We start from the raw sequence: 25617 nt of genomic DNA, 5'->3' as shown, positions 1-25617 counted from the left end.
TAACATTGCATCGGGATGCATTTAAAAACGCTACACTTTTACGCTCATGCTGTACTTAAATAGAGTCTGAGTCAAAATGACTCAACCCAAGGTCGCAGTTGGTTGTTTTTCACTTCTTTTTCTAGGGTCGATCGCCATTGAAAATAAACAGAGAAATTACGGCGATCGCCAATCAGTAAATACAACGTGCGATCGCTTAATTTTTTGTGTTCTTTTTTCACAAGTCCTATGAGTATATCAGGTTGCCCTGCCGAAGAAAAGCACCAGTAAAGCTTTATGAAGGCAATCGTGCGCTGACTGCACCTACAATCAATGCGATGGTTGACATCTGTGCAAGTCCTAACTTAAATCGTTTGGACAACGGCTCCGCAGACTTACACTATTTCATAAAATTCTTGAAGTGAGTTAATTTCTGGCTGACTGATTATGTATCAACAATTTCCGGTAAAGATTATTACACCCCATGCTGCTTAAACCATGCTTGCAGGCGTTGCCAGCCCCTTTTAGCGTCTGACTCGTGGTAGGAAGAACGATAATCGGCAAAAAAGGCATGGGGTGCATCTGGGTAAACAATGATTTCCGATTTGCTGCTACTCGACTTCAGGCGATTCTCGTTCCGAGACGCAAGGCGAACGCGCATTTGCTTCACAGTATCAAGAGGAATACCCGTATCCTTGCCGCCATAAAGTCCGAGAACAGGAACTTTCAGCGTAGAGGCAATATCAACAGGATGCTTGGGTGTTAATTCGGTAACATCACCTACCAGTCGCCCGTACCAAGCTACACCTGCCTTAACTTGAGGATTGTGTGCGGCATACAGCCAAGTAATACGACCACCCCAGCAGAAGCCTGTAATCCCTAATTTATTACTATTCCCCTTTGCTGACTTTACTGCCCAGGCTACTGTGGCATCAAGGTCGGATAGCACTTGAGCATCTGGTACTTTAGCTACTATCGGGCGAATTTCTTCTATACTACTTAACTTCGAGACATCGCCTTGACGCACAAACAATTCCGGTGCAACTGCCACATACCCCAACTTGGCAAAGCGACGGCAAACGTCTTGAATGTGTTCGTGTACACCAAAGATTTCCTGAATTACTAGGACAATCGGGAAATTTCCTTCTCCAGCAGGCATCGCTCTGTAAGCCGGAATTTCGCCATCTTTAACGGGAATTTTCACCGCACCTGCGACTAATCCCTTACTATCGGTGGTGATGACTTTGGCAGAAACGGGTTGCACAGCAAGCGCAAAACCTGTTGCTAGGGTAGCTGTTGCAATAAATTGACGGCGCGTTATCTCTTTCATATTATCTTTTATGCGATCGCTTTTGCTGTAAATGACTTTTAATCAAGCAGCTATTGGGTTAACTAGTATAGTTCGATTATTTAATAATTAAATTAATATCATGAATAATTGTAAATCATCTTCAGCTGCCCTAGGGGAGCTTGTTAAGCCAGCAGCAAGCTTTTTAAGGTTTACTGTAGTATTGTTCTGAATTACTAACTACGGTTAGTATATCAGTTTAATGTTGTTTATAATAGTTAAGGAAATCACCGATCATTAGTTTGTTAGTTAGAAGCTGAATATTAAGCAGAGCTTTCCATGCAGATCCAAACTGTTGGTATTTTAAGTCCGGGTGACATGGGGCAGGCGATCGCCTCTGTACTCAATCAGCACGGATTGAGGACAGTAGCTGCTTTAGACGAACGAAGCGATCGCACTATCGCATTGGCAAAAGCAGCAAACATTCAAGATGTAGGTTCCCTCAAACAGCTGGTGATTGCATCCGATGCGATCTTGTCAGTTCTGGTTCCCGCAGCAGCAGAAGAAGCGGCAAAGCAAGTAGCTACTACAATAAGCAACGTTGGCAAAAGCGTATTGTATGTTGACTGTAACGCGATCGCACCCCAGAAAGTGAAAAGCATTGCCCAAATCATCTCTTGGGCTGGGGGAGAATTCGTAGATGCATCAATTATTGGTCCACCACCACGAGTTCCCAATCGCACCCGGATTTATGCTTCTGGAAAACAAGCTAGTGAACTTCAACAGTTGCGAAATTATGGCTTAGATGTGCGAGTAATTGGTGATGAAATTGGTCAAGCTTCCGGGTTAAAGATGTGCTATGCAGCTTTAACAAAAGGACTGACAGCGATCGGTACTCAATTACTGATTGCGGCTCATCGCTTAAACTTGGATGAGCAGCTGTGGGATGAATTATCTCATAGCCAACAGGAACTAGCTAATATACTAACCCGTTCCATTCCCTCGATGACACCTAAAGCTCATCGCTGGGTGGGGGAAATGGAAGAGATTGCCGAAACCTTTCAAGCGTTGGGTTTGACTGAGCGTACCTTTCAGGGAGCAGCCGATATTTACGATTTGGTCAAAGAAACCTCTTTGGGGAAGGAAACACCAGAACAGCGTAAAGACACACGTTTACTAAACGAAATTATTAGTATTCTTTCTATTGAAAGTACATCAAATGACTTTCAAACTCATTCAGGAGACTTTCAACATGAATAAATATGTAATTTATCGGAGTCTGCAAAACCCATTACCCGACGTGGAATTAACAAAACACTCACTCTTTCTACTTTTTACCTAATTATCTAGCTGAATAATTATCCAATAGTGATTAGGAATGGTGAGTTTGTCGTTGTTGATGATTTTCTTCGCTAATGTGCGGTATTCGTTACCCTGATCGCTATCAGGTGCGTACTCGTTAACTGTCATCCGACGCAATTCTGCGTGTTGAACGATGTTGTCGCGAGGTACGAAGTGAATCATTTGGGTGTTCAGACGTTCTGCCAGGGTTTCGATCAATTCGATTTCCCGGTCAACTTTACGGCTGTTACAAATCAAACCACCCAAGCGCACACCGCCGGTGTGAGCATACTTCAGAATACCGCGAGCGATGTTGTTAGCAGCGTACATCGCCATCATTTCACCGGAGGTAACGATGTAGATTTCTTGCGCTTTGCCTTCACGAATAGGCATAGCGAAACCACCACATACAACGTCACCTAATACGTCATAGGATACGAAGTCTACGTCTTGGTAAGCACCGTTTTCTTCCAAGAAGTTAATAGCGGTGATGATACCACGACCGGCGCAACCTACACCGGGTTCTGGACCACCAGATTCTACGCAACGCACACCACGGAAACCGGTGAGCATGACTTCGTGTAGTTCTAAGTCTTCTACTGCACCACGTTCAGCAGCTAAGTGCAACACGGTGGTTTGAGCTTTACTGTGCAACATCAAACGGGTAGAGTCAGCTTTGGGATCGCAACCCACAATCAAAATGCGCTGACCCATTTCTGCCATAGCTGCAAGGGTATTTTGAGAGGTGGTAGATTTACCGATACCGCCTTTACCGTAGAAAGCTATCTGTCTAATTTTTTCATCAACGGACATGATTGTTAATCTCCAATTGGTTGATTTTGGTGGGTCTTGGCTTTTTGATGCGTTCACGCCCGATTTATAGCGCTGACCGCGAGAAGAACGTGCCTGGAGGCGATCGCTCTCCCACTAAAATTATTGAAAGCATCATCGTTTCCTCGTTAAATTTGTTTTCTTTTTGTGTTTTATGATTATTTTTTGTCATCGGTCATTAGTTTTAACTAATGACCAATGATTTTAAGAATTAGGCACTTTACAAATACGTCATAATGTGTAAAAGCGCTTAATCCGAAGTAGAACTTGACCCGCGCTTTGCCCAAATTCAAAATTCAAGTCTTATTTTTGAATTTTGCGGAAAGTTGAGCCAGTGCTGTGCGGAGGTTCCCTCCGTTGAGGCATCTGGCGTGGCGGTGTCGGCTTCCGTCCCGCCAAACTTTCCAAGACGAATTTTGAATTTTGAATTTCCCAAAGCGGTTACTTGTTCAAAATAGCGCCCTTTAATTTGTCAACACGAGCAACTGCGGCGTTTGTGTCTTCTGTGGATGCACCAACGGAAGCCATTGATTCTTTCAGATGAGAAACGATCGCATCGAAGTGTGATTGCTGTAGATTCATACCCGCGTGGGTTTTTTCCATTGTCCGACCAGAGTATTGGTTGGGACCCTCAAAAATTTGAGAGAAGAAAGCAACTTGATGCTGGCGTTGCTTTTCCATATCTGTATTAGCAAAAAACGGTTGGAGGGTGTTATCTGCTAAAATACGTTTGTGGAAATCCTGGACTACTTTATCCAGAGTTGCTTGTCCGCCAAGTTTGTCGTACAACTTGTCCATATCTTTCTCCTTTGAAGCGATTTGGATGACTAATATGTGGTGTTGCTGTCTGTTGTCAGTAGGACTGAAAGATCGCTCTTTTATGTGGGTCAAATCCTACTTTGTGTACTTGGCTGATACTATGACGTATTTGTAGAGTACTTAAGCCTTAAAATAATGGCTCAACCGCTTCGACGACTATGCTTTGAGAAATGCGATCGCGCAATCTCGCTTCGATAGCAATCTTTAATGTCGCAGTACTGCTAGAACATGAACCACATGCACCTTGCAATAAAACCTTGACGCGATCGCCTTCGACATCGTAAAGTTCAACATCTCCACCGTCGGCAAGCAATACAGGTCTAACTTCTTCATCCAGCACTTTTTGAATGAGTGCGATTTTTTGGACAGTCGTTAGCGTTGAAGGAGCAATTTTTGTAGCAACCGCGCTCTTATTACTTGCAGGAGCGGCGATTGGCAGTGCAGATTCCCTTTGCACTTCTTTAATTATATCATCAATAGTCGCTAAACAAGAACCGCATCCGCCACCGGCTTTGACGTAATTTGTTACTTCCTCTGCGGTGATAAGACTATTCTCTCTAATTACGCGACGAATCTTTGTATCGCTGATGCCAAAACAGGTACAAATTAGCGTTCCTTCATCATCATCATCATGAACTTCGCGCTCAATGCCGCGATAATTAAAGATAGCAGCTTCTAGCGCTTCTTGTCCCATCACCGAACAATGCATTTTGGCTTCAGGAAGTCCACCTAAATAATTAGCAATGTCTTTGTTTGTTACCGCAAGCGCTTCATCGAGAGTTAAACCTTTAACTAATTCAGTCAAAGCACTACTTGAAGCGATCGCACTCGTACAACCAAAGGTTTGAAAGCGTGCATCAAGAATCTTGTCTGTATCAACTTGAACTTTTAGATGCAATCTCAAAGCATCACCGCAAGCAATGCTGCCGACTTCACCAGTAGCAACCTTAACATTTTGTTCAGCAGTTTCTTCAATTTCACCCTGATTTTTGGGATTGTAGAAGAGTTCTAATACTTTGTCTGTATATTCCCACATAAGCTGATTTTAGATTTTAGATTTTGGATTGGGGAGTGGGGAGTGGGGAGTGGGGAGTGGTGACAAGATATAAGAAAAATCTTCACTCTTTCCTACTCCCTACTCTTTATTCCCTACTCCCTAGTAATTAGCGATGAGCGAGTGTTTGTGCTTGCAACCAATCTGCTTTATCGTTTTTGAAGGGTGACATATCGCGCAGACGTTGGATAATATCGGGCATTACTGCGATAACTTGGTCAATTTCGGCAACGGTAGTGTAGCGGCAAAGGCTGAAGCGAATTGAGCCGTGTAAAATGGTGTAGGGTAAGCCCATTGCTCGCAGAACGTGAGACGGTTCGAGAGAACCAGAACTACAAGCAGAACCGGAAGATGCACAAATGCCGTGTTGGTTTAAGTAAAGGAGAATTGCTTCACCTTCGATATACTTGAAGCCGATGTTGGTGGTGTTGGGTAATCTCTGCGTTGGATCGCCGTTCACTTCGCAATCGGGGATTTTGGTGAGTATGGCTTGTTCGAGGCGATCGCGCAATCTTCTTTCTCTTTTTGTCGCCTCTTCTAAGTGTAACAGTTCCAGTTCCGCAGCTTTGCCCAAGGCGATAATTCCCGGAACGTTTTCTGTTCCTGAACGGCGTCCGCGTTCTTGTTGTCCACCAATTAGGAAAGGACGGAATCTCACACCGCGTCGCACATACAGAACGCCAATTCCTTTTGGTGCGTGTATTTTATGACCTGACATCGTAAGCATATCTATGGTGCTGGTCTTCATGTTTAGCGGGATTTTACCAACCGCTTGCACCGCATCTACATGAAATATAGCACCATACTCTTTGACGCGCAACCCAATTTGCTCAATTGGGAAAATTACACCGGTTTCGTTATTGGCGTACATAATTGTCACCAAAGCGGTGTTACCGGTCAGGGAAGCTTCTAGTTCATCTAGATCCAACTGTCCCTTACCATTGACCGATAAATAGGTAACGGTGTAACCTTGAGTTTCAAGTTGTTTGCAGACATTTAGCACTGCTGGATGTTCAACTTGGGTGGTGATGATGTGACGCTTTTCGGGTTGCGCTAACAATGCAGCACGAATCGCAGCGTTATCTCCTTCTGTACCGCAACTGGTGAAGATGATTTCTGAGTCATCGGCTCCCAATAAGGCTGCAACTTGTTGACGCGCTTGTTTTACGGCTTTACCAACTTGCCCACCAAAGGTGTGCATACTCGAAGGATTACCGTAAAAATCTGTCATGTAGGGCATCATTGCCTCTACTACTTCTGGATCTACTTTGGTTGTGGCGTTGTTATCCAGATAAATGCAGTTCTTTTGCATTGCTTTTTAGTTAATTTGACGGGTTCGCAAATTTGTCTTTTTATTGAGGGTTTTTAGGGGTGTAGCAATCCTATTTGCATTAGAGAAACGAACCGCAAAGACGCGTTCGCGCAGCGTCTCCGACAGGAGAAGGGCGCTAAGAAAAGAGATGGGGAGAGTTCTAGGGAATGATGCGCGGATTGCTGTATGAAGTGTTTTAGTTGCAAAAAGGATGTGATTTCACTTTTCACACTTCATACAATGAGGGAAAAGTTATATTTTGATTCTAGCTATTTGCTGTTGAGTTTTTGCAATTGTTCGGAGTATTTTTGGGAATAACAGTTAAACCAAGTTTCCCAATAATCTGGTTCTTTTTTGAGATTTTTGACTATATTGTTGTAAGTGTCAAACCATGATTCCCAGTAATCGTTTGGCTGTTTTTTGCAGCCGTTGCAAGTGGGACAACCTGCTTTACATTGAGGCACGCTATAAACACTATCAACGCAGTTTGTGCAAAGGTCGGGGTCAATCCAGTGGTTTCCGTCAATTATTTTAATTGCGCCAACTGGACATACAGATGCACACAGTTTGCAGGAAATACATTGGCTGGTAATTTTGTAAGCCATGATTATTCTCCTTATTATATTAGGGGAATGGGGAGTGGGGAGTGGGGAGTGGTGAGTGGTAAGTGGGGAGAAAATTCCCTACTCCCTACTCCCTACTCCCTACTCCCTAATCCCTAGCCTTTATTCCATTGCTGGTAAAACTCTAAAGCAACTTTTTCGATGATGTCGTAGCTTTCAACAGTCTGTATTCCGACTGCTTGTAATTTTTCTTTGGGACATTCGCCAATTTTGGAGACTAAAACCGCTTTGCAATCTGCGATCGCTTCAATAATTTTTTCTAGTGTGCCTTCTTCTCCATATCCACCTTGGCAGAAGTGGTCTATTTTGCGATGGCTGACAAAGCGAGCTTCGTTTGCATCTACTTCGTAAATTTGGAATTCTTTCGCATGACCGAAGTGTTGATTTACCAATCCGCTACCTTTGGTTGCAACTGCAACTAAGATTTTGGGACTGTTAGCAACTTTCTTGTCAGCTTTGGCTTTTTCTTTAGCTGCTTTGATTTCTTGTTGGAATTTCTCAATTCCTTCGTGGACTTCTTGACGTTTGCTCAAGTCGTATTCAGGTGTTATTTCCAAGATTTTGTCTTTGGTAAATTCTTGGCTGCGGTCTTCTCCTAATAATCCTACCGCATCTGCACGACATTGACGACAATGGCGCATCATTTTCATGTTGCCGGAGCAATCATCTTGAACTGCCTTGAGTTCTTTTTGGGTAGGACCGCGCTGCCCGGTTAAGCCGAAGTGTGTGCCGTGTTCTGGTGCAGAAATCAACGGCATAATGTTGTGCAGAAATGCACCTTTGGAACGAATGACTTTATTTACTTCTACCAAATGCTCGTCATTGATTCCCGGAATCATCACCGAGTTGACTTTGCACAAGATGTCAGCTTCTCTCAAAGCGTCGAGTCCTTCCATCTGCTTTTCGTGCAGAATCTTAACTCCTTCAATACCTCTGTAGCGCTTGCGGTTGTAGTGAACCCAAGGATAAATCTTTTCGCCGATTTCTGGGTCCACCATGTTGATGGTGATGGTGACGTGATCGATATTTAGTTGTTTAATGCGATCCACGTATTCGGGAAGCATCAATCCGTTGGTTGACAAACAAAGCTTAATATCCGGTGCTTGTTCGGCAATCAACTCAAATGTGCGGAAGGTCTTTTCTGGATTCGCTAGTGGATCTCCAGGACCGGCGATTCCCACAACTGTCATTTGGGGAATCTTACCTGCAATTACCAAAGCTTTGTGTGCTGCTTCTTCGGGAGTTAGCAATTCGCTAACTACTCCGGGACGACTTTCGTTCGCGCAGTCATATTTCCGATTGCAATAGTTGCATTGAATGTTACAAGCCGGCGCAACTGCAACGTGCAGCCTAGCGTAGTGATGATGTGCATCTTCACTATAACAAGGATGTTTGGCGATGCGCTCTTTGGTCTTTTCGTCCATTTCCACGATGTGGCTAGTATCGCTCTTACGTCCGCAACCACCGGATTTTGCTTTGGTTGGTTCTGTGACGGTGGTGTTGATAACTTCTGTAGACGGTAGTGTCATTGAATCTCGCAAAGGATCGGTGGACTGTGGCTGCCACTGTGGGAGATGGAAGTACTACCTGTAGAATTGAAGTCGCGTCTTCTACTCACTTTGTCTAATGACGAAGGTTGTAAAACCCTGGTTTACGTCGGCTGGTGTGTGTCAACGTTTGAATCTTGGTCTGTACAGCCGCGACTTCTATTTACAGGATATGGTGCTATCTCATCCCTCCACTCACTAATCGCTCTTCTATCTGGGAGGAAAATAAGCTGTTGTCGTTGTCGGAGCGCTTAGTGATTGGCGATATAAGATTTATAGCAGTCGTTTTTAAGAAGGTTGAAGCGGCTGTTCTGAATAGAATTTATTGAATTAATTATGCTTGTACTCAAAATATCCAAACCTACATCTCGTCTGGGTTTAGAGATTTCAAAAAAATTTTTTCGGGGTTAGGTACTAGTATTTTTCAATAGGGGTACTAGTATTTAGGGAGGAGGGTGCAGGGGTTTGATGTACTCAACTCTAACCCAATCCTCATAAGGATTAAAGCAGAATTTTAGCTTTTTTTTATCTCTCTTAGGTTGTACTCAAGTTACCCTTAAATGCATCAACAAATACCATTTATGGCAGATTTAAGGGGCGAAAATCTGGAGTAGGCTTGTCTGGACTACTCCAGAAAATTGCGAAATTCAATTCTGTATACAGAATATCATTTTTTTTAATGAAAAAATGCCGTTTATTTTTTTTTAAGATTTGTCGGAATGTTAATGAGATTAAATTGCACATAAAAGTGGGTTTTGATGGCGCAAAGCCGCTTGTGTGGGGAGATGCAGCGATGCGGATATTTTGCATTTCTGTCGGGCGATCGCGCTCAAAAGCATTTGGGATAATCGCCTTGCACTAAAAACTTACAGATAAAATCTGTAGTGTTTCACTTTTGTTGTAAAAGTTATGCTAGGCATAACCGACGTTGAATAATAAAACCAATGTTGCAATCAGTAGAAGGAATTTATCAAAACGGCAAAGTTGAATTGCTGCAAGTTCCCACCGATGTAGATCAAGCGCGAGTGATTGTCACTTTTCTTCCGAAATCTGGTTCTGTTGATTTGCCATCTCGCGGTATCAATCAGGAACAAGCCGCAAATTTACGCGCTAGGCTGCAAAGTTTTGCCCAAGATTGGGATAGTCCTGATATGGCAGCTTACGATGCCTTATAGCCGTGGAGACGTGGTACTGGTTTTCTTTCCAGATTCAAATCTCCGAACTGCTAAACGTCGTCCTGCAACAACCCACAGGCATTTGGGGACAGCCTTGTTTTGTAGATCCTCGATCCTTCACGAATATTTTTGATGAAGGCTGTCCCCATTTGTCTAGGGAAGGACTCGCTCCCGCTTTGGTTGTTCAGGCAGATCGTTTGGGGACTAATTTACCGCAGACCATTGTGGCTATGATTACCAGCAATTTTGCTCGTGCAGGACATCCTAGCCGAGTGTTAGTGCAGCTAGCAACTCCAGAAGGGCAACAAACAGGATTACTAACAGACTCAGTTATTATGACCGACAATCTTGTGACTGTTCTTGATGTAGAAATTGATCGGACTATTGGTGTTTGGTCGGATATGCTTTGTGTTGATGCTGCGCTTCGCTACACTTTTGGGCTTTAACAAGACTTTTACAAAATGTTTTTGAAGGTTGCAGGAGGGAAATTTATGAAAGCGATCGCTATTCGTGGTTATGGTTCGGCTGATGTTTTGCAGTATGAGGATTTACCAACACCGAAAATCAAATCAGATCAGTTGCTGGTGAAGGTTCACGCTGCTAGTGTTAATCCGGTTGATTGGAAAATCCGCCAAGGAATGTTGCAATTGATTACGGGTTATTCTTTCCCGAAGATTTTGGGGTTTGATTTGTCGGGTGAAGTGGTAGAAGTTGGTTCTGCTGTCACGCGCTTCAAACCGGGAGATTTGATTTATGGTTGCTTAAGCGCAGCTTTCGGTGGTGCTTATGCAGAATACGCTGCTGTTCCTGAAAAAGTTGCGGCAATCAAACCGGCGAATATGACGTTTGAAGAAGCAGCTTCTTTACCTGTGGCAGCGGGGACTGCGTTGCAAGCTTTGCGAGATTTGGGAAACATCCAACCTTTACAAAGCGTCTTGATAAATGGTGCTTCGGGTGGTGTAGGCGTTTTTGCGGTGCAACTTGCGAAGATTTTCGGAGCGGAGGTGACGGCTGTTTGTAGTAGCAAAAACTTTGATTTGGTGAAGTCTTTGGGAGCCGATCGCTTGATTGATTACAAGCAACAAAATTTCACTCAAGATGCTGCCAGATACGATATTATCTTTGATGCGGTGGCGAAAGAATCGTTTTCTAGCTGCAAAGAAGTTCTTAAACCTAACGGTATTTACATAACTACACTACCAAGTCCTGATACTTTTGTGCAAGGTGCTTTGACTGCGTTGATTCCTGGTAAAAAAGCCAAATTCATTCTTCTCAATTCCAACACTGAGGACTTTACTTACCTTAAGGATTTAGTCGAAGCTGGCAAAATGCGAACTGTAATCGATCGCACATTTCCTTTAAATGAGTTAGCAGCAGCGCATACTTACAGCGAAAGCGGTCGAACTGTGGGGAAAATTGCGATCGCGATCGGCTAGAGGAGGAGACAAGGGGACAAGGAGACAAGGAAGACAAGGGAGACAAGGAAGACAAGGGAGAATTTCTCCCCCTGCTCCCCCTGCTCCCCCTGTCCCCCCCTGTCCCCCCTGTCCCTCCTCCCCCCTCTTCCCTTCAGCAGATGCGGCGATGAGATTTTAAATGGTATTTGTACATACAGACAACAGAAGCCTAAAAGAAAATAAAGAAAGTCGTTTTTTCCTGACTTGAATAATAGGATATATTTAGTAACTCGATATACAGAAGTTTTATTTTTAAGGCGAATACTTCATCTTTCAGTGAAGATGAGTACAAGTGAAATTTTCAGAAAATATTTTGCAGAAATGCTTACTCAGCCTTACATTAAAGAAGCATCAGATTGAGTGCAGAAATACTTACTCCCCTACCCATAAATACTAGTACCCCTATCCTAAAATACTAGCACCCCTACCCCAAAGGAAATTTTAAATTTCCCTTAAGTCGGGGTTTGGGGTTATGAGTACAAGCTTAATCAATTCAATAAATCCAATACGCATCGGATGCACTGCCCTATTTAGAGTCGCCTGCTATAAGCATAAAAACAGCACACGGCTCTTTTACTCAGACAGTACCGATGCAACAGCTTTTGGACAGTATTAAAAATTCACCCACGCCGGATTATACGAATACCGACTTGCGGAAAAGTCTGCTTTCTAGAGCTTTTTTTGAGCCGATATTGAGTGATTTTCGCATTATCTTTGAGCGCGATCCGGCGGCACGTAATTGGCTGGAAGTGCTGTTTTGCTACCCAGGATTACATGCACTTTGTTTGCATCGTCTTGCTCACTGGTTGCACTGTCGGGGAGTAAGTTTCATTCCGCGTTTGATTTCACATTTTGGGCGGTTTTTCACCGGAATTGAAATTCACCCAGGTGCAAAGATTGGCAAAGGTGTATTTATCGACCACGGTATGGGCGTTGTGATTGGCGAAACTGCCATTGTCGGAGATTATACGCTGATTTACCAAGATGTGACTCTTGGCGGTACTGGAAAAGAAGAAGGTAAACGCCATCCCACTTTAGGCAAAAACGTTGTGGTGGGTGCGGGTGCGAAAATTTTAGGTAATATTCAAATTGGCGATCGCGTGCGTGTCGGCGCCGGTTCGGTTGTTTTGCGCGATGTCTCTTCAGATTGTACCGTCGTGGGAATTCCCGGACGCACCCGGAGCCGCAAAAAGGAAGAAACCCTCTCCCCCTTAGAACATGGAAAGTTACCCGATGTCGAAGCGTCGGTAATGCACACTTTGCTCTCTCGCATCGAGCAACTTGAAAAAGAATTGCAAATTCTCAAAAATCATCAGTCAAAAGTTAATAGTCAATAGTTAAGAGTCAAGAGTCAAGAGTCAAGAGTCAATGGTCAAGAGTCAATAGTGAATGTTTATTCTCCTTTTTGTCTCCCTTGTCCCCCTTGTCCCCCTGTCTCCCCCTCTCCCTGTCTCCCCCTCCCCCCCTCTCCCCAATCCCTAACTATGCCACCTTGTAGTAATTCCGATGCTTTAGGCGATCAGATTTTGCAAATTCCTTTATGCGATCGCTGGCGAATTCATCACCGTTTACAAGAGTTAATGATTCCTTGTTCTTGTCCGGCTGATGGTTCTTTGCGGGTACAAGTAAATAGTTGTATAACCGCGATTCTTGTGCGTAGTATCGTGATGCAATTTGTTGCTTCACGTCACGAGTTAGTTCACTGGTTAGAGCGTTGCTGGAATTACAGCGATAATTACTGAGTATCCGGACAATTTTAGCAGAAAAATAGCATACATTTCGCTGTTATTCAATCTGTTAAAAATGAACATTTTTCCACATATCCCAGTGATTAAAAAGGTGAAATTATCAAACTTGACTTTTAATTTCAAATTTTTAATTCTTTATTCGGTGAAGGAGTTGAATTTTCGATGATGGTAGCTCGCAGCGATACAAAATTTATCAATTTTTTGCATCAAGAACTTTCGCTTACGACTGCCGATATCGCTGTGGCACTGCGACATCGGGAATTAGATAGAGGTCCCTTACCGATGCTTCTTTGGCAATATGGTTTAGTAGACCTAGAGCAATTAGAAAGAATTTTTGATTGGCTGGAAAACCAAATTTAGGAAACTTTCGCTCTTTAACTTATAGCCATCGGAATTGTCTACCCTAAATGCCAAAACTTTGGAACTACATGAGGATTTTGCAATGATTTTCACTTTCTTAGCTGGAATTAGCATCAAGTTTGTCCGGCAATTGCTAGTAGCTGTATTAGCTACCTGCTGCTAGAACCAATAAAGTATCCTACGGAAATAAAGAATTTGTAATTTATACCCTTTTTTCGTTCTATCTCATACAGATGTGCTGTTGGTATTCGGTTAATAATGGAAAAATATGAAATGTGATATTTTTCAGCATTTACCGTCGAGCATAAACAGCCATTACCAGGAATTCTTTGAAAAGTAGCACCGCAATCAACAAAGGGTATTAGGAAAGATTCCTAAGAGGATATTAGATATGAATCAAGTCATCATTAATGACACGACGCTGCGTGACGGTGAGCAAGCGGCAGGTGTTGCTTTCAATTTAGAAGAGAAAGTAGCGATCGCCAAATTTTTGGATGCAATGGGTGTTCAGGAATTAGAAGTCGGAATTCCGGCGATGGGCGAGGAAGAAATACGCGCTATATCTATAATTAATAATATGGGTTTGCAAGCCAAACTATTAGGCTGGAACCGCGCTGTTATCTCAGATATTCAAGCTTCTATGGCTTGTGGTTTGCAACGAGTGCATATTTCGATTCCCGTCTCCGGAATTCAAATTGCCGCAAAATTTCACGGTCAGTGGCGGGTAACTTTGCAACAATTGAGAGATTCTATCAGCTTCGCCGTTGATAAAGGTCTTTGGGTTGCAGTCGGAGGCGAAGATTCATCTAGAGCCGATGATAACTTTCTTTTAGATGTCGCGCTTTATGCTCAAGAGTGGGGTGCATCTCGCTTTCGCTTCTGCGATACCGTCGGGATTCTCGAACCATTCGGAACTTTCACCAAAGTAAAGCGATTGGTGAATGCTTTGATGATTCCCGTGGAAATCCACACTCATAATGATTTTGGTTTAGCGACTGCTAACGCTTTATCTGGTATAAAAGCTGGTGCGTTATCAGTAAATACCACAGTCAACGGGTTGGGTGAAAGAGCCGGAAATGCAGCTTTAGAAGAAGTTGTCATGGGGATGAAGCGCATCCATAATGTTGATTTGGGCATTGATACACCTAGGTTGTTGGAACTTTCCCGACTTGTGGCATCAGCATCAGGTTGCAGCGTACCTCCTTGGAAAGCGATCGTTGGTGACAACACTTTTGCTCACGAATCCGGTATTCACGCTCACGGTGTCCTACAAAATCCTATCACCTACGAACCATTTGCCCCCGAAGAAGTAGGTTGGGAGCGACGTTTGGTTTTAGGCAAACATTCTGGTCGTCATTTGGTATCTAATTTACTTCAGCAGCACGGTATTAGCCTGAACTCAGAAGAAACAAAATCTGTCTTGGATGCAGTGCGACAGCAGTCAGTTCAGAAAAAACGCAGCTTGACTACACAAGAACTTTTAAATTTGGTCGAACAACAGAGGTATTCTCATGCAGCGGGATGAATTAGAACTGGATTTGCCACCAGTTTTTGAAATCGGTCAAAAAGTCCGACTTCGCAAGTTAATTAAAAATGATGGCACATTTCCCGGTCAAGAAATCGGGGCAGTTTTAGCGAAAAAGGGAGATATTGGCTACATTGCCAGTATCGGCACTTTTTTACAAAGTTCGTATATTTATGCGGTGCATTTTTTGGAAACAGGATTCATCGTCGGTTGTCGCAAAAAAGAATTAGAAGCTGTTGAGGAAACTAAATGAAAGTAATGCTGCGGATGAATGATGCCGGAAATTTAATTGCCTACGTTGCTAAAAAAGACTTAGAAGAAGAAGTTGTTAAGCAAACAGCCGGCGACGACGGAATGATTTTTACTTTAGCTAACGGTTGGGAATTAGAATTTTCCAACTTGCCAGAACCGCTGAAATTACCACAAACTTTTGAAGCGAAACGGCTGGCGTGAAAATGGGTAATGGGTAATGGGTAATGGGTAATGGGTAATGGGTAGTGGTTACAACTATCCACTATCCACTAACAACTATCCACTAACAACTATCCACTAACAACTATCCACTATCAACTATCAACTAACAACCAACAACCAACAATCAAAAATGAGCGACAAATACCTGACGATATCAGAATTTAATCTTGAAGGAGAATTACTAAATTTTATTGGTGATAAACCAAGAAAGCCGAAATATTTGCGCTTAGTAGTTTCTTCTGAAGAGGTAGAAATTAAAATTCCTAAAGAATTGCGTACCTCTATTAGTGTATCTTTAGTACCAGGTGATAAAATTCGCGTTGTTGGTGTTAGTAAGTTAAATAAGGTGACAGGCGAACTTAAACTTAAGGCTGATGGTGTGTCTCGAAGTGGTGTTTGCCCAAAACAAAATGCACCTGACCAAAAAGCACGGATTATGATATGTCAAAAATCCGGTTGCTTGAAGCGTGGTGGTAAAGGTTTGTTGTCAGAATTAGAACAAACTTTATGCGATCGCGGTTTGTTAGATCGAGTTACAATCGAACGTACCAGCTGCCAAAAACGTTGTAGCAGCGCACCCAACTGTATTTTACAGGTTGGGAAGAAGCAATACAACAAAGTGCGCCCGGAAGCGATCGCCTCTCTGTTAGAAAATCACTTCACCTGCAAAAGCGATGAGTGCTAACTCACTCGTAGAAAGCTTTTCATCAAATGAATATACCACTGTCTAGGGGCATAACTATTGTTATGTCCCTATAAGTTGTTTGTATGAAATCGCAGATAACATATTAGAAGATAAATATTACTAGAAATAGGATCTGGTGGAAAGAGCGATCGCTTAGTAATATTAATAGAACTCCTATTACCAGTGCATAAGTTAGATCATCATGGCAGACAATCAAAATCAATCTTGGAATCTTCACGAACGATTGGAGAAGTATCCAGGATACAGAGGTATGCACGTCTCCACATTTGCGAATCGGCAAGTTGTCGAATACAATCCAGAAGTTGCTATCAGCGATTTTGTTAACACCGCATACGCCATTCGATGCGAATATGATGCTCAAGAAGATGCTATAGAGAAACTGGCAGAACTGCTGCAAGATTCCCAAGCTAGTAAACTAGAAGCTTTAATTTTCGGAATGTGGCATGGAGAAATGTATGCTCACAGTTCTAAACTTGTAGTTGACGCCCTAATTGCTGCCAAAGATCAACTAACTAATTTAAAAGCGCTATTTATAGGAGATATTTCTTACGATGAAAGTGAAATTTCTTGGATAATACAGAGTGACATCAGCCCTGTTTTAGAAGCATATCCCAAACTAGAAGTATTGCAAATTCGCGGTGGTGATAGTTTAGCATTTAGCCCCTTTGTCAGACATGAAAATTTAAAAGCACTAATTATTGAAACTGGTGGCTTGAGTAGTGCAACCATTGCCCAAATTTGCGCTCTCGATTTGCCGAAATTACAGCATTTAGAATTATGGCTGGGTTCAGATAGTTACGGTGGAGATTCGACCATTGAAAACTTAAATCCAATTTTAGTTAATACAGTATTTCCTAACTTGATTTATTTGGGATTGCGAAATAGCCAATACTCTGATGATATTGCCAAAGTTGTGATAAATTCACCTTTAATTAACTCAATTAAAATTCTCGATTTATCACTAGGAACGCTGAGTGATGCTGGTGCTGAAGTATTGCTTAATTGTTTCGCTGTTCATCAACTTAATATTCTCAACCTTTCCGAAAACTTCTTATCAAAAAAAATGATAGCATCTGTGCAAGTAAAACAGGATGATATGCAGGTTCGCATCATCACTGATGGACAGAAAAAACCGGAAGAAGATTATGATGAGGATGATGCTTATCGTTATTGCTCTGTTGCCGAGTAAAATCATGTACGCTTTGTAATTGCACTGCACTCCACCTCTCCTGACTCGCGAAGAGACTTTAGCACAAGACAAAGGTAGGGTGGAGTTTTCTTTTAATAAAGCGCTCGCAAACTATTAAATTAAAATATGAATAATAATCCAAATCAGCCAAAAGAATTTGACTTTTTTATTAAGTTGCAAGATTGGAAAGCTAAAGAATTTAATCCTCCAGTAGGCATTACAGATCCAGTTGGTACGGCTTATATTGTAAATATCGAGCAACTGAAATTATTACTACAAGACCCACATGCTAGTAAGGTTGAAGCTTTAATCTGTCAATTGTGGGCTTATGAACACAATTATAATGTGCAGTTCTACACTTTCGTAAATACTCTCTCTGACGCTTACGAGCGATTAACCAATCTTAAGGCTTTGTTCATTGGTGATGGTGAAGAATGCCCATATATGAATTCCTGGCTAGAACTAGGTGAAATAACCCCAATATTGAAGGCTTTTCCTTATTTAGAAGTTTTACAAGTGCGTGGTGGTTGGGGTTTACAGGTTAGACCTTTACAACACGAGTCCTTAAAAACCTTGGTTGTTGAAACAGGTTTGATGTTTATTGAGCCTGATACTATAAATCAGATTTGCTCTCTTAATCTACCAGGACTAGAGTACCTTGAATTGTGGCTTGGTGGTTGTCATAGGTATGGAGATGATGTTGGAACCGAACACCTATTGCCAATTTTAGCCGGAAAGGTTTTCCCTAGTTTAAAATATCTGGGATTACGTAGCAGCGACTATTCTGACAATATTGCTTTTTGCCTAGCGGAATTGCCCACAGTCATTGAACACCTTGCAATACTTGACCTTTCAATGGGAACTTTAACTGATGAAGGAGCTGAAGCTTTATTGAATTTTCCACCAGTTAATCAGCTTCATACGCTCAATGTTTCATTGAACCAATTATCTGTAAATATGATTCAAAAATTTTCTCAACTTAATTGTCACGTAATAGCAGAACCGCAAGACGATGAAGAAGAACGCTACTGCGCCCTTTACGAATAAAGTATAAGCAATAAAATGCTGAATGTCATCATCGCTAACCCGGAAAATCGGCGGGTTAATTTCTTTCAACAAGCGCTTAAAAATCTCAATTTACCACCTGCAATTCTCATAGCTTATGCAGATTTAATTGCAGGTAAAACTCTCGAACATTTTAATACACCCGATACTATCATCCGGTTTGATTCCCCTGAAAAAAACTTTGAAGTTGAGAAAGCAATCATTGCTGTTGGTGCTGAAATTGCAGCAGGTAAACATCAACAAATTAATTCTCTTGAAGCTGCAAAATTAGTCTTTGATAAAGGACGCATTCTTTATCCCCGACAATGGTATTTAGGCTGGCAATATCTACTTCAGGAATGGGAAAAGCAACTCAAATGCTCAATTATGAATCATCCGCAAGACATTGCGACGATGTTTGATAAACCGTTGTGTCATGAAAAATTTAATCGCAACGGTATCCCGGTTCCGCGCTCTTTAGGTATTATTGAAAACTACGAACATCTACGCCAAAAGATGCAGCAGCAAAAGTTAGAGCGAGTATTTATCAAGCTTTCTCACAGTTCAGCTGCGTCTGGAGTCGTTGCCTATCAAGCAAATTCGCGCTTTGAGTCTGCTATAACTACGGTGGAACGAGTGCAGAAAAACGGGCAAACACTGCTTTACAACTCGCGTAAAATTCGTAACTATACAAAAAGAGAAGAAATTGCCGATATTATTAACATTTTAACATCTGAAGGCGTTCAAGTTGAAGAATGGCTCCCTAAAGCACGCTTGCAAGGATGCGGTTTTGATTTGCGTGTGGTGGTTATTAACGGTGAAGCGCAACATATCGTTGTTAGGTTGGGAAAAAGTCCGATGACGAATTTACATCTTGGTAATGAAAGAGGAGATAGTGAGGAATTTTTTGCGAAAGTTAAAGTTGAAAATTGGCAAGTGATGAAGCAAAGTTGCGAAGCTGTAGCAGCGTTGTTTCCTAATAGTTTATATTGCGGTGTTGATTTGTTGATTTTACCTGATTGGAAAAATCATGCAATTTTGGAAGTTAATGCTTTTGGTGATTTATTACCTGGGATTAGTTGGAATGGAATGGATACTTATGCGAGTGAAATAAAGGCGATTTTTTCTAGTTTTCTGTTTTAGATAGGGAATGAGAAAATGAGAAGATGAGAGCGCTAAAGCGCTCACTACGAAATACTTTTATGCTGAATATGAATCAAGTTGTCGGTACACACGATATTCTGTTTATTACTTTAGATACTTTGCGTTATGATGTTGCAAAAGATTTACTTGTAAAAGGACGCACTCCTAATTTAGCGGCAGTTTTACCCGAAAGTGGTTGGGAAGAACGTCATTCTCCGGGAAGTTTTACTTATGCTGCTCATCATGCTTTTTTTGCCGGTTTTCTACCAACTCCTGTAAAACCTGGAGTACACCCAAGATTATTTGCTTTGGGTTTTGAGGGTAGTATGACTACTACTGAATGTACTTGTGTGTTGGATGGTGCTAATATTGTCAGTGGATTTGCGGCTAAAGGCTATCATACTGTTTGTATTGGTGGTGTCGGCTTTTTTAACAAACGAAATCCTTTGGGTAATGTGCTTCCTTCAATGTTTGCTGAGAGTTATTGGAGTCCGGAGTTGGGTGTCACCAATTTTAACTCTACAGAAAATCAGGTAGCGATCGCCCAAAAAATCCTTGCCCAAACTCCCAAAAATCAACGCTTATTTTTATTCATCAATATCTCAGCTTTGCATCAACCGAATTATTTCTACCTCCATGATGCTAAAAAAGATACTATTGAATCTCACGTCGCTGCCTTGGAATATATCGATAGTCAGTTAGGTAAACTTTGGGATGCCTTACAGCAAAAGGCTTCTACGTTTTGTATTCTCTGCTCTGACCACGGCACAACTTATGGTGATGATGGATACACTGGTCATCGTCTCAGCCATCCGGCAGTGTGGACGGTTCCTTATGCGGAGTTTATTTTGGGGTGATGAGGAGACATTAAAGGTAATTTGCCCCAGCTACACTTGTTTTGGTGAACATCTAAAATTTGCAAGTTTGACAATTCCGGTTTTGTCAGTGAAGAGGATTTGCCAGCGATATTTTATAATCATTGTATAATGTTAAAATTTATATTCAGTAAAATGTATTCACATATGGTATGGCAAATTAATTTTATTTAATTGTTGCTATTTATACAATAGTTAGATATTTGTTTCAAGTTCGTAATAAACTAAACTCTTTTCTGAGTTCAAGAATATTACTATGTTTTTACAAAATAAAGAGATTACAGGAATATCAAACTTGGCGTTAAAAAAAAGCGCATCATTAAACAGAGCAAAGTTTACGAGCTTAAATGTAGAAAAGCTTAAGGGGGTTTTATCTTACTTTTCTTATTTACGTGCTAATGGAGAAATTAGCGACAAAGCATTTGAAAGTTTAGTTCACTATGCCTGCTCTATTTTTATTGAGAATGAAGTAGAGGAAATAGTTCAAGAAACTTTGGAGCGTAAACTTATGCAGTTTGTACGCTCTAAATTTTCATCTACAGATGAAGCTTATGATATAGAAAAAGTGATTTACGGCTTGGATATATCCCGGCTGATAAGGAGTAGATTATCAGATGTCTAGCAACCAGCCTGAACCGAATGAAAGCTTGGATAAGAAAAATAAAAAGGAAGAATTAGATAATACTGGAGACTTAGAAAATCTGCCTGATGAATTAGAGGATTTACCTCCACAATTAAAGAGAGTTGTGGAAGCAACTCTCTCAATGCAGCGTATTTCTGCAACACCTTATTTATCGCCACTTCAAGAAAAAATTAATGAATCACATATCTCAAAAATACTTGAGATTGTTGAGAAAGATGATGAAAGGACATTCGCTGATGCCCAAGCATCTCGGAAATATACTTTAATTAATACTATTGTTGTTTTAATATTTTTTGGATTTATCACAGTTTTCTTAGTTTATAAAGACGTAGAAAGTTATCGAGAGTTACTTAAGCTAGCTATTGCATTTGCCGGCGGACTAGGTAGCGGTTTTGGATTGAAAGGATATTTAGACAGAAAAAACAAGTAGCATTGCTATTAGCCTACTCAAATCCTGGTAACAAGTGCGGAAATTAACTTTAAATATTGCTGTTTTGCCTTATTAACATATCGCTATCTAGTCTTACTGCCATTTTCAAATGTATAGACTACAGTCAAGGCAGAAAGTGGGGAGTAAAAAACTCAATTTATAACAAAAATCCAAAACTAAAATTGACAAGATGATCGCAACCAAAATCCAAAATTTAAAATCCTTTCTTGAGAAATCGCCTTATCAAGCTTACGTTTACTCATACCCGCATAAGACAGCTTATCGTCCTCTCACCCCGCCTGTCAAACTCGCAGATTTATGGTCAAAGCAAGATAGACAAGCGCTGTTTCTCTACATTCACATCCCGTTTTGCGAAATGCGCTGCGGATTTTGCAATTTGTTTACCACCGTCACCCATAACGAAGATTTTGTTAGTCAATATGTTCGCACGGTTGAGCGACAAGCGCGACAAGTAAAATCATTGTTAGGTGAAGTGACTTTTGCTAGATTTGCTCTTGGTGGCGGTACACCAACTCAGTTACCAATTAACCATTTGGAAACAATCCTTAATGTTGCGTCAGAAACGATGGGTGCAGATTTGCAGAATATTCCTGTTTCTGTAGAGATGTCACCAGAGACAGCAGACAAAGATAAACTAGAATTGTTGCGATCGCGTGGCGTAGATAGAGCAAGCATTGGTGTCCAAAGTTTTATTGAGTCAGAAGTCCTCGCAACCGGTCGCCGTCAAACCACCGCGCAGGTAGAAACCGCACTAAATCGGATGCGCGAGGCTGGATTTCCGACAATTAATATAGACTTAATTTACGGACTTCCCGGACAAACTGTAGAAACCTGGTTGTATTCGATACGTGCGGCTTTGCGCTTTCAGCCAGAGGAAATTTACTTATATCCTTTGTATGTGCGACCGCTGACAGGTTTGGGACGCTCGGATAAAGAATGGGATGATATACGTTTAGCATGTTATCGCCAAGGGCGATCGCTCCTTTTGTCATCTGGATATACTCAAGTTTCCATGCGAATGTTCCGACAGTTGGGACAAGGGGGCAGGAGGCAGGGGGCAGGGGGCAGGGGGCAGGGGGAGTTTGTCTCTCCATCTCCCTCATCTTCCCATCCCCCACTCCCCCCCTCCCCCACTCCCGTCTACTGCTGTCAAGCAGATGGAATGGTCGGTTTGGGTTGTGGGGCACGTTCTTACACTGATACGTTGCACTACTCTAACGACTATGCTGTGAATTCTAGGGAAATTCGCGACATTTTGCTTTACTTTATTCAGACACCTGATGAAGTTTTCGAGTATGCTAATTATGGCTTTCAACTGGATGCTCAAGAACGCCGTCGTCGCTACATTTTATTATCTTTGTTTTCCGATGAAGGATTGAATCTTGCTGACTATCAAAATCAGTTTGGGACAGATGTAATTGCATTTCCAGAACTTTCGCAATTGCTATCTTTGAATTTGGCGACACAAGATGAACAAATCTTGCGTTTGACTGAAGTTGGTATTGAGAAATCTGATGTAATTGGTGCTTGGTTATTTTCAGAGAAAGTGAACCAATTAATGCAAAGTTATGAGTTGAAATAGCTACGGAACATAGCAGTCTCTCTTTTTTTCAAGGTAAGAAATAAATAGAGAATCTCACAACTCAAATAAGACCTTTTAAGTTTTTAATTTACCATGCATATCACAATTCTCTATCGCGGTTCTTTGATAAGTTGTAACTACGGCTGCGAATATTGCCCTTTTGCGAAACGCCAACAAACAGCCGCAGAATTAGCTATAGATAAACAATCTTTAGAGCGGTTTGTAAATTGGGTTGCTGAAAATTCACAACACCAATTCTCAATATTATTCACACCTTGGGGTGAAGCGCTTATTCAGAAGTGGTATCAGCAAGCATTGATAAAATTAACTCAAATGTTTCACGTTAATAAGGCAGCAATTCAAACTAATCTTTCCTGTAATTTAGATTGGGTGGAAGAGTGTAATAAAGAAAGATTGGCACTTTGGGCAACATTTCATCCAGAATGGGTATCACGTCAAAGCTTTCTAAATAGATGTTTAGAACTCGATAAGCGAAATGTCCGTTTTAGTGCGGGTGTTGTCGGTTTTCCTCAATTCAAAGATGAAATTGCTGCTTTACGTCGCGAGTTACCTAAACACATTTATTTGTGGATTAATGCAGTTAAGCGAGAACTACCAAATTTGTCTGATGAAGACCGGAATTTTTTCGAGTCAATCGATCCGCTGTTTCATCTGAATACTCAGCATTATACCAGCTTCGGTCATCAATGCCGCGCTGGTAAATCAGCGATTTCAGTTGATGGTGATGGGACGATGCGACGTTGCCATTTTATTAAAGAATTAATTGGTAATATATATGATTTGAATTGGTCAGATAATTTGTGCGATCGCTCTTGCATTAACCAAACTTGTCACTGTCACATCGGTTACGTTCATCTTGAGTATTTAGAACTAGAAAAAGTATTTGGTTCTGGCATTTTAGAACGCATTCCTATCAACTTCCAACCATTAAAATAAAAGTAGCCCTACACACCCATAACTGTTATGACTATCACCACTAAACGCTTTACGATAAATGAATATGAACGTTTGGCAGAACTCGGATTTTTCAAAGAAAACGACCGATTTGAGCTAATTAGAGGAGAAATAATCCCAATGGTAGCTAAAGGTAAACCGCACGCAGTTTGTGAGACACTTTTGTTTAGGGAGTTAATCAAGCTTTTGGTAGACCGCGCTTTAGTGCGAGGACAACAGCCGATTATTATACCATACAGCAGCCAACCTGAACCAGATTTAACCATTGTCCGTAATGTCAATGATAATTACCTTTCTGCTCATCCCAGTCCGGCTGATATATTACTTTTAATTGAGATTGCCGATTCTTCTTTAAAATATGACCAAGAGGTGAAATTATCACTTTATGCTGAAGCCGGTATTTGCGATTATTGGATATTTAATTTAGTAGATAATTACCTGGAATCTTACAGCGAACCTTATCAAAATCTACCAGATAAATTTGGCTATCGTCGCAAATTTATTTCTTTGCCAAACGAATCAATTAATTTACCGTGTTTTCCCGATTTAACTCTTGATTTATCTAAAGTTTTTCCGGGATAATGTGTCACTCGCAGCACCATACATATATAAAGAACTCTGCGAACCTTAGCGAAACCTTTGCGTTACTCTGCGTTAAAAAATGATTTCGACGGCAATATAATCAATCTAAAATAAATGACTCATCATGCTATACAATACACCTGAGTATGAGTATTTACCCTCCTCAGAAGAGTTACCTTGCTCGGACGATACCCCTGTGGATAATGAACTACAAAACCTGATTCCCAATTTGTTAAAAGCCATTTTAGCTTTAATTTGGCAAAACCGATGGGACTGGTTTTTTGGTGTCGATATGGGAATTTATGACCGCACAGGTCAAATTCGACGAACTCCAATAATTCCTGATGGTTTCTTAAGTTTAGGAGTACCGCGTCGCAAAAATGATCCCAAGGGACGTTTAAGTTACGTTTTGTTAGAAGAAAATAATATTGCTCCCATTTTGGTGTTAGAACTTGTTTCTCAAACCTACGGGAAAGAATACGAAGATAAAATAACCGCTTATGCTCGGCTGGGCGTGTTGTATTATGTGATTTACAACCCTGAATATTATCAGCGTGACAAGCATCAACCTTTTGAGGTTTATCGCTTAGAAAATGGCGTATATTTGCTTTGTTCTGGTGAACCAGTGTGGATGCCAGAAATAGATTTGGGAATTGGTAGAGGTCAAGGTGTTCATGAAGGATGGCAGCGTGAGTGGTTATACTGGTTTGACGAACAAGGAAACAGATTCCCCACTCCTGAAGAAGTTGCACAACAAGAAAGTATTAAAGCACAACAGGAAAGACAGCAAAGAGAGTTAGTTGAACAACAAGCAGCAGAAATGCAAGCTTTGTTACAGCGTTATCGCGATCGCTTTGGGGAATTATCTTAGAATAGTGGTTTAAGCGCTGAAGC

The 25617-nt window shown here is 41.4% G+C and carries 31 protein-coding genes and 1 pseudogene; 24 read left to right on the top strand and 8 right to left on the bottom strand.

The window, feature by feature from the left end:
* Positions 1–71: 71 nt before the first annotated feature.
* Both PI95_RS09195 and PI95_RS09190 read right to left on the bottom strand, forming a co-directional pair.
* On the bottom strand, positions 72–221 hold the full coding sequence (locus PI95_RS09195) for a hypothetical protein (protein WP_163518737.1): 150 nt from the start codon (positions 219–221) through the stop codon (positions 72–74).
* Between the two features lie 233 nt (positions 222–454).
* Positions 455–1309 (bottom strand): dienelactone hydrolase family protein, encoded by an 855-nt coding sequence (locus PI95_RS09190; RefSeq protein WP_039753446.1) that lies wholly within the window; start codon positions 1307–1309, stop codon positions 455–457.
* A gap of 297 nt (positions 1310–1606) precedes the next feature.
* Here PI95_RS09190 and PI95_RS09185 point away from each other — a divergent pair, with 297 nt between their 5' ends.
* Complete coding sequence (locus PI95_RS09185; RefSeq protein WP_052325838.1) at positions 1607–2527, top strand: NAD(P)-dependent oxidoreductase; 921 nt, start codon at positions 1607–1609, stop codon at positions 2525–2527.
* Positions 2528–2641: 114 nt separating this feature from the next.
* Here PI95_RS09185 and nifH read toward each other — a convergent pair.
* Positions 2642–3421, bottom strand: a pseudogene (gene nifH / locus PI95_RS09180) (nitrogenase iron protein); the annotation flags it as partial.
* A 2-nt stretch (positions 3422–3423) separates the two neighbouring features.
* Between nifH and PI95_RS35740 the strand changes: the two are divergent.
* The gene (locus tag PI95_RS35740; RefSeq protein ID WP_236116997.1) at positions 3424–3597 is read left to right on the top strand and encodes a hypothetical protein; all 174 of its coding nucleotides are present in this window, start codon (positions 3424–3426) and stop codon (positions 3595–3597) included.
* A 283-nt stretch (positions 3598–3880) separates the two neighbouring features.
* On the opposite strand, the gene PI95_RS09175 is transcribed toward PI95_RS35740, so the two are convergent.
* The 5 genes from PI95_RS09175 to nifB all read right to left on the bottom strand — a co-directional run bounded on the left by PI95_RS09175 (position 3881) and on the right by nifB (position 8776).
* Positions 3881–4237: a group I truncated hemoglobin gene (locus tag PI95_RS09175; RefSeq protein ID WP_039753447.1), complete on the bottom strand. Its 357-nt coding sequence runs from the start codon at positions 4235–4237 to the stop codon at positions 3881–3883.
* A gap of 148 nt (positions 4238–4385) precedes the next feature.
* Positions 4386–5294, bottom strand: coding sequence for a Fe-S cluster assembly protein NifU (gene nifU / locus PI95_RS09170; RefSeq protein ID WP_039753448.1), 909 nt, complete (start codon positions 5292–5294; stop codon positions 4386–4388).
* A gap of 127 nt (positions 5295–5421) precedes the next feature.
* Entirely contained in the window at positions 5422–6624 is a 1203-nt protein-coding gene (gene nifS, locus PI95_RS09165) for a cysteine desulfurase NifS (RefSeq protein ID WP_039753449.1), read from the bottom strand.
* Between the two features lie 269 nt (positions 6625–6893).
* Positions 6894–7229, bottom strand: coding sequence for a DUF362 domain-containing protein (locus PI95_RS09160; RefSeq protein ID WP_039753453.1), 336 nt, complete (start codon positions 7227–7229; stop codon positions 6894–6896).
* A 113-nt stretch (positions 7230–7342) separates the two neighbouring features.
* Positions 7343–8776 (bottom strand): nitrogenase cofactor biosynthesis protein NifB, encoded by a 1434-nt coding sequence (gene nifB, locus PI95_RS09155; RefSeq protein WP_039753454.1) that lies wholly within the window; start codon positions 8774–8776, stop codon positions 7343–7345.
* A 754-nt stretch (positions 8777–9530) separates the two neighbouring features.
* Here nifB and PI95_RS36730 point away from each other — a divergent pair.
* From PI95_RS36730 to PI95_RS09050, 22 genes are all read left to right on the top strand, one after another.
* Positions 9531–9656: a hypothetical protein gene (locus tag PI95_RS36730; protein ID WP_268896709.1), complete on the top strand. Its 126-nt coding sequence runs from the start codon at positions 9531–9533 to the stop codon at positions 9654–9656.
* Positions 9657–9738: 82 nt separating this feature from the next.
* Complete coding sequence (locus PI95_RS09150) at positions 9739–9969, top strand: hypothetical protein (protein WP_039753456.1); 231 nt, start codon at positions 9739–9741, stop codon at positions 9967–9969.
* Between the two features lie 2 nt (positions 9970–9971).
* Positions 9972–10415 carry a type II toxin-antitoxin system PemK/MazF family toxin gene (locus PI95_RS09145; protein ID WP_336507191.1) on the top strand — a complete coding sequence of 148 codons (444 nt, stop codon included), beginning with the start codon at positions 9972–9974 and terminating at the stop codon, positions 10413–10415.
* 45 nt (positions 10416–10460) lie between these two features.
* Positions 10461–11405 (top strand): NAD(P)-dependent alcohol dehydrogenase, encoded by a 945-nt coding sequence (locus PI95_RS09140; RefSeq protein WP_039754204.1) that lies wholly within the window; start codon positions 10461–10463, stop codon positions 11403–11405.
* Complete coding sequence (locus PI95_RS09135) at positions 11386–11565, top strand: hypothetical protein (RefSeq protein WP_163518736.1); 180 nt, start codon at positions 11386–11388, stop codon at positions 11563–11565. Before PI95_RS09140 ends, PI95_RS09135 begins: the two co-directional genes overlap by 20 nt.
* A 451-nt stretch (positions 11566–12016) precedes the next feature.
* Positions 12017–12763 (top strand): serine O-acetyltransferase, encoded by a 747-nt coding sequence (gene cysE, locus PI95_RS09130; protein ID WP_039753458.1) that lies wholly within the window; start codon positions 12017–12019, stop codon positions 12761–12763.
* Positions 12764–12910: 147 nt separating this feature from the next.
* Positions 12911–13168, top strand: a complete 258-nt coding sequence (locus PI95_RS09125; RefSeq protein WP_163518743.1) for an Asr1405/Asl0597 family protein — start codon at positions 12911–12913, stop codon at positions 13166–13168.
* A 168-nt stretch (positions 13169–13336) separates the two neighbouring features.
* Positions 13337–13534 (top strand): DUF2949 domain-containing protein, encoded by a 198-nt coding sequence (locus PI95_RS09120; RefSeq protein ID WP_039753461.1) that lies wholly within the window; start codon positions 13337–13339, stop codon positions 13532–13534.
* 391 nt (positions 13535–13925) lie between these two features.
* On the top strand, positions 13926–15059 hold the full coding sequence (nifV, locus tag PI95_RS09115) for a homocitrate synthase (RefSeq protein ID WP_039753462.1): 1134 nt from the start codon (positions 13926–13928) through the stop codon (positions 15057–15059).
* Entirely contained in the window at positions 15046–15312 is a 267-nt protein-coding gene (locus tag PI95_RS09110) for a nitrogen fixation protein NifZ (protein ID WP_039753463.1), read from the top strand. Before nifV ends, PI95_RS09110 begins: the two co-directional genes overlap by 14 nt.
* Entirely contained in the window at positions 15309–15512 is a 204-nt protein-coding gene (gene nifT, locus PI95_RS09105) for a putative nitrogen fixation protein NifT (RefSeq protein WP_039753465.1), read from the top strand. The genes PI95_RS09110 and nifT overlap by 4 nt, the downstream gene beginning before the upstream one ends.
* A 151-nt stretch (positions 15513–15663) precedes the next feature.
* Positions 15664–16218, top strand: coding sequence for a (2Fe-2S) ferredoxin domain-containing protein (locus tag PI95_RS09100; RefSeq protein WP_039753467.1), 555 nt, complete (start codon positions 15664–15666; stop codon positions 16216–16218).
* A gap of 202 nt (positions 16219–16420) precedes the next feature.
* Positions 16421–17428, top strand: a complete 1008-nt coding sequence (locus PI95_RS09095) for an STM4015 family protein (protein WP_052325839.1) — start codon at positions 16421–16423, stop codon at positions 17426–17428.
* A 126-nt stretch (positions 17429–17554) separates the two neighbouring features.
* Entirely contained in the window at positions 17555–18475 is a 921-nt protein-coding gene (locus PI95_RS09090) for a hypothetical protein (protein WP_052325840.1), read from the top strand.
* Between the two features lie 15 nt (positions 18476–18490).
* Positions 18491–19615 carry an STM4014 family protein gene (locus tag PI95_RS09085; protein WP_039753468.1) on the top strand — a complete coding sequence of 375 codons (1125 nt, stop codon included), beginning with the start codon at positions 18491–18493 and terminating at the stop codon, positions 19613–19615.
* A gap of 59 nt (positions 19616–19674) precedes the next feature.
* Entirely contained in the window at positions 19675–20472 is a 798-nt protein-coding gene (locus PI95_RS09080) for an STM4013/SEN3800 family hydrolase (RefSeq protein ID WP_201280370.1), read from the top strand.
* A gap of 274 nt (positions 20473–20746) precedes the next feature.
* Entirely contained in the window at positions 20747–21112 is a 366-nt protein-coding gene (locus PI95_RS09075; protein WP_039753470.1) for a hypothetical protein, read from the top strand.
* Positions 21105–21563: a hypothetical protein gene (locus PI95_RS09070; protein ID WP_039753472.1), complete on the top strand. Its 459-nt coding sequence runs from the start codon at positions 21105–21107 to the stop codon at positions 21561–21563. The genes PI95_RS09075 and PI95_RS09070 overlap by 8 nt, the downstream gene beginning before the upstream one ends.
* A gap of 190 nt (positions 21564–21753) precedes the next feature.
* Positions 21754–23166, top strand: coding sequence for an STM4012 family radical SAM protein (locus tag PI95_RS09065; RefSeq protein ID WP_039753473.1), 1413 nt, complete (start codon positions 21754–21756; stop codon positions 23164–23166).
* Positions 23167–23259: 93 nt separating this feature from the next.
* The gene (locus PI95_RS09060) at positions 23260–24123 is read left to right on the top strand and encodes an STM4011 family radical SAM protein (RefSeq protein WP_039753475.1); all 864 of its coding nucleotides are present in this window, start codon (positions 23260–23262) and stop codon (positions 24121–24123) included.
* A 27-nt stretch (positions 24124–24150) separates the two neighbouring features.
* The gene (locus PI95_RS09055; protein WP_039753477.1) at positions 24151–24723 is read left to right on the top strand and encodes a Uma2 family endonuclease; all 573 of its coding nucleotides are present in this window, start codon (positions 24151–24153) and stop codon (positions 24721–24723) included.
* A gap of 124 nt (positions 24724–24847) precedes the next feature.
* The gene (locus PI95_RS09050; RefSeq protein ID WP_039753479.1) at positions 24848–25594 is read left to right on the top strand and encodes a Uma2 family endonuclease; all 747 of its coding nucleotides are present in this window, start codon (positions 24848–24850) and stop codon (positions 25592–25594) included.
* Positions 25595–25617 lie beyond the last annotated feature (23 nt).

This window comes from Hassallia byssoidea VB512170 (genome assembly GCF_000817785.2).
In the GTDB taxonomy this organism is placed as follows: domain Bacteria; phylum Cyanobacteriota; class Cyanobacteriia; order Cyanobacteriales; family Nostocaceae; genus Hassallia; species Hassallia carrinoi.
The sequence above is the reverse complement of the archived record's forward strand: the minus strand, read 5'-3'. Positions and strand labels throughout refer to the sequence as shown.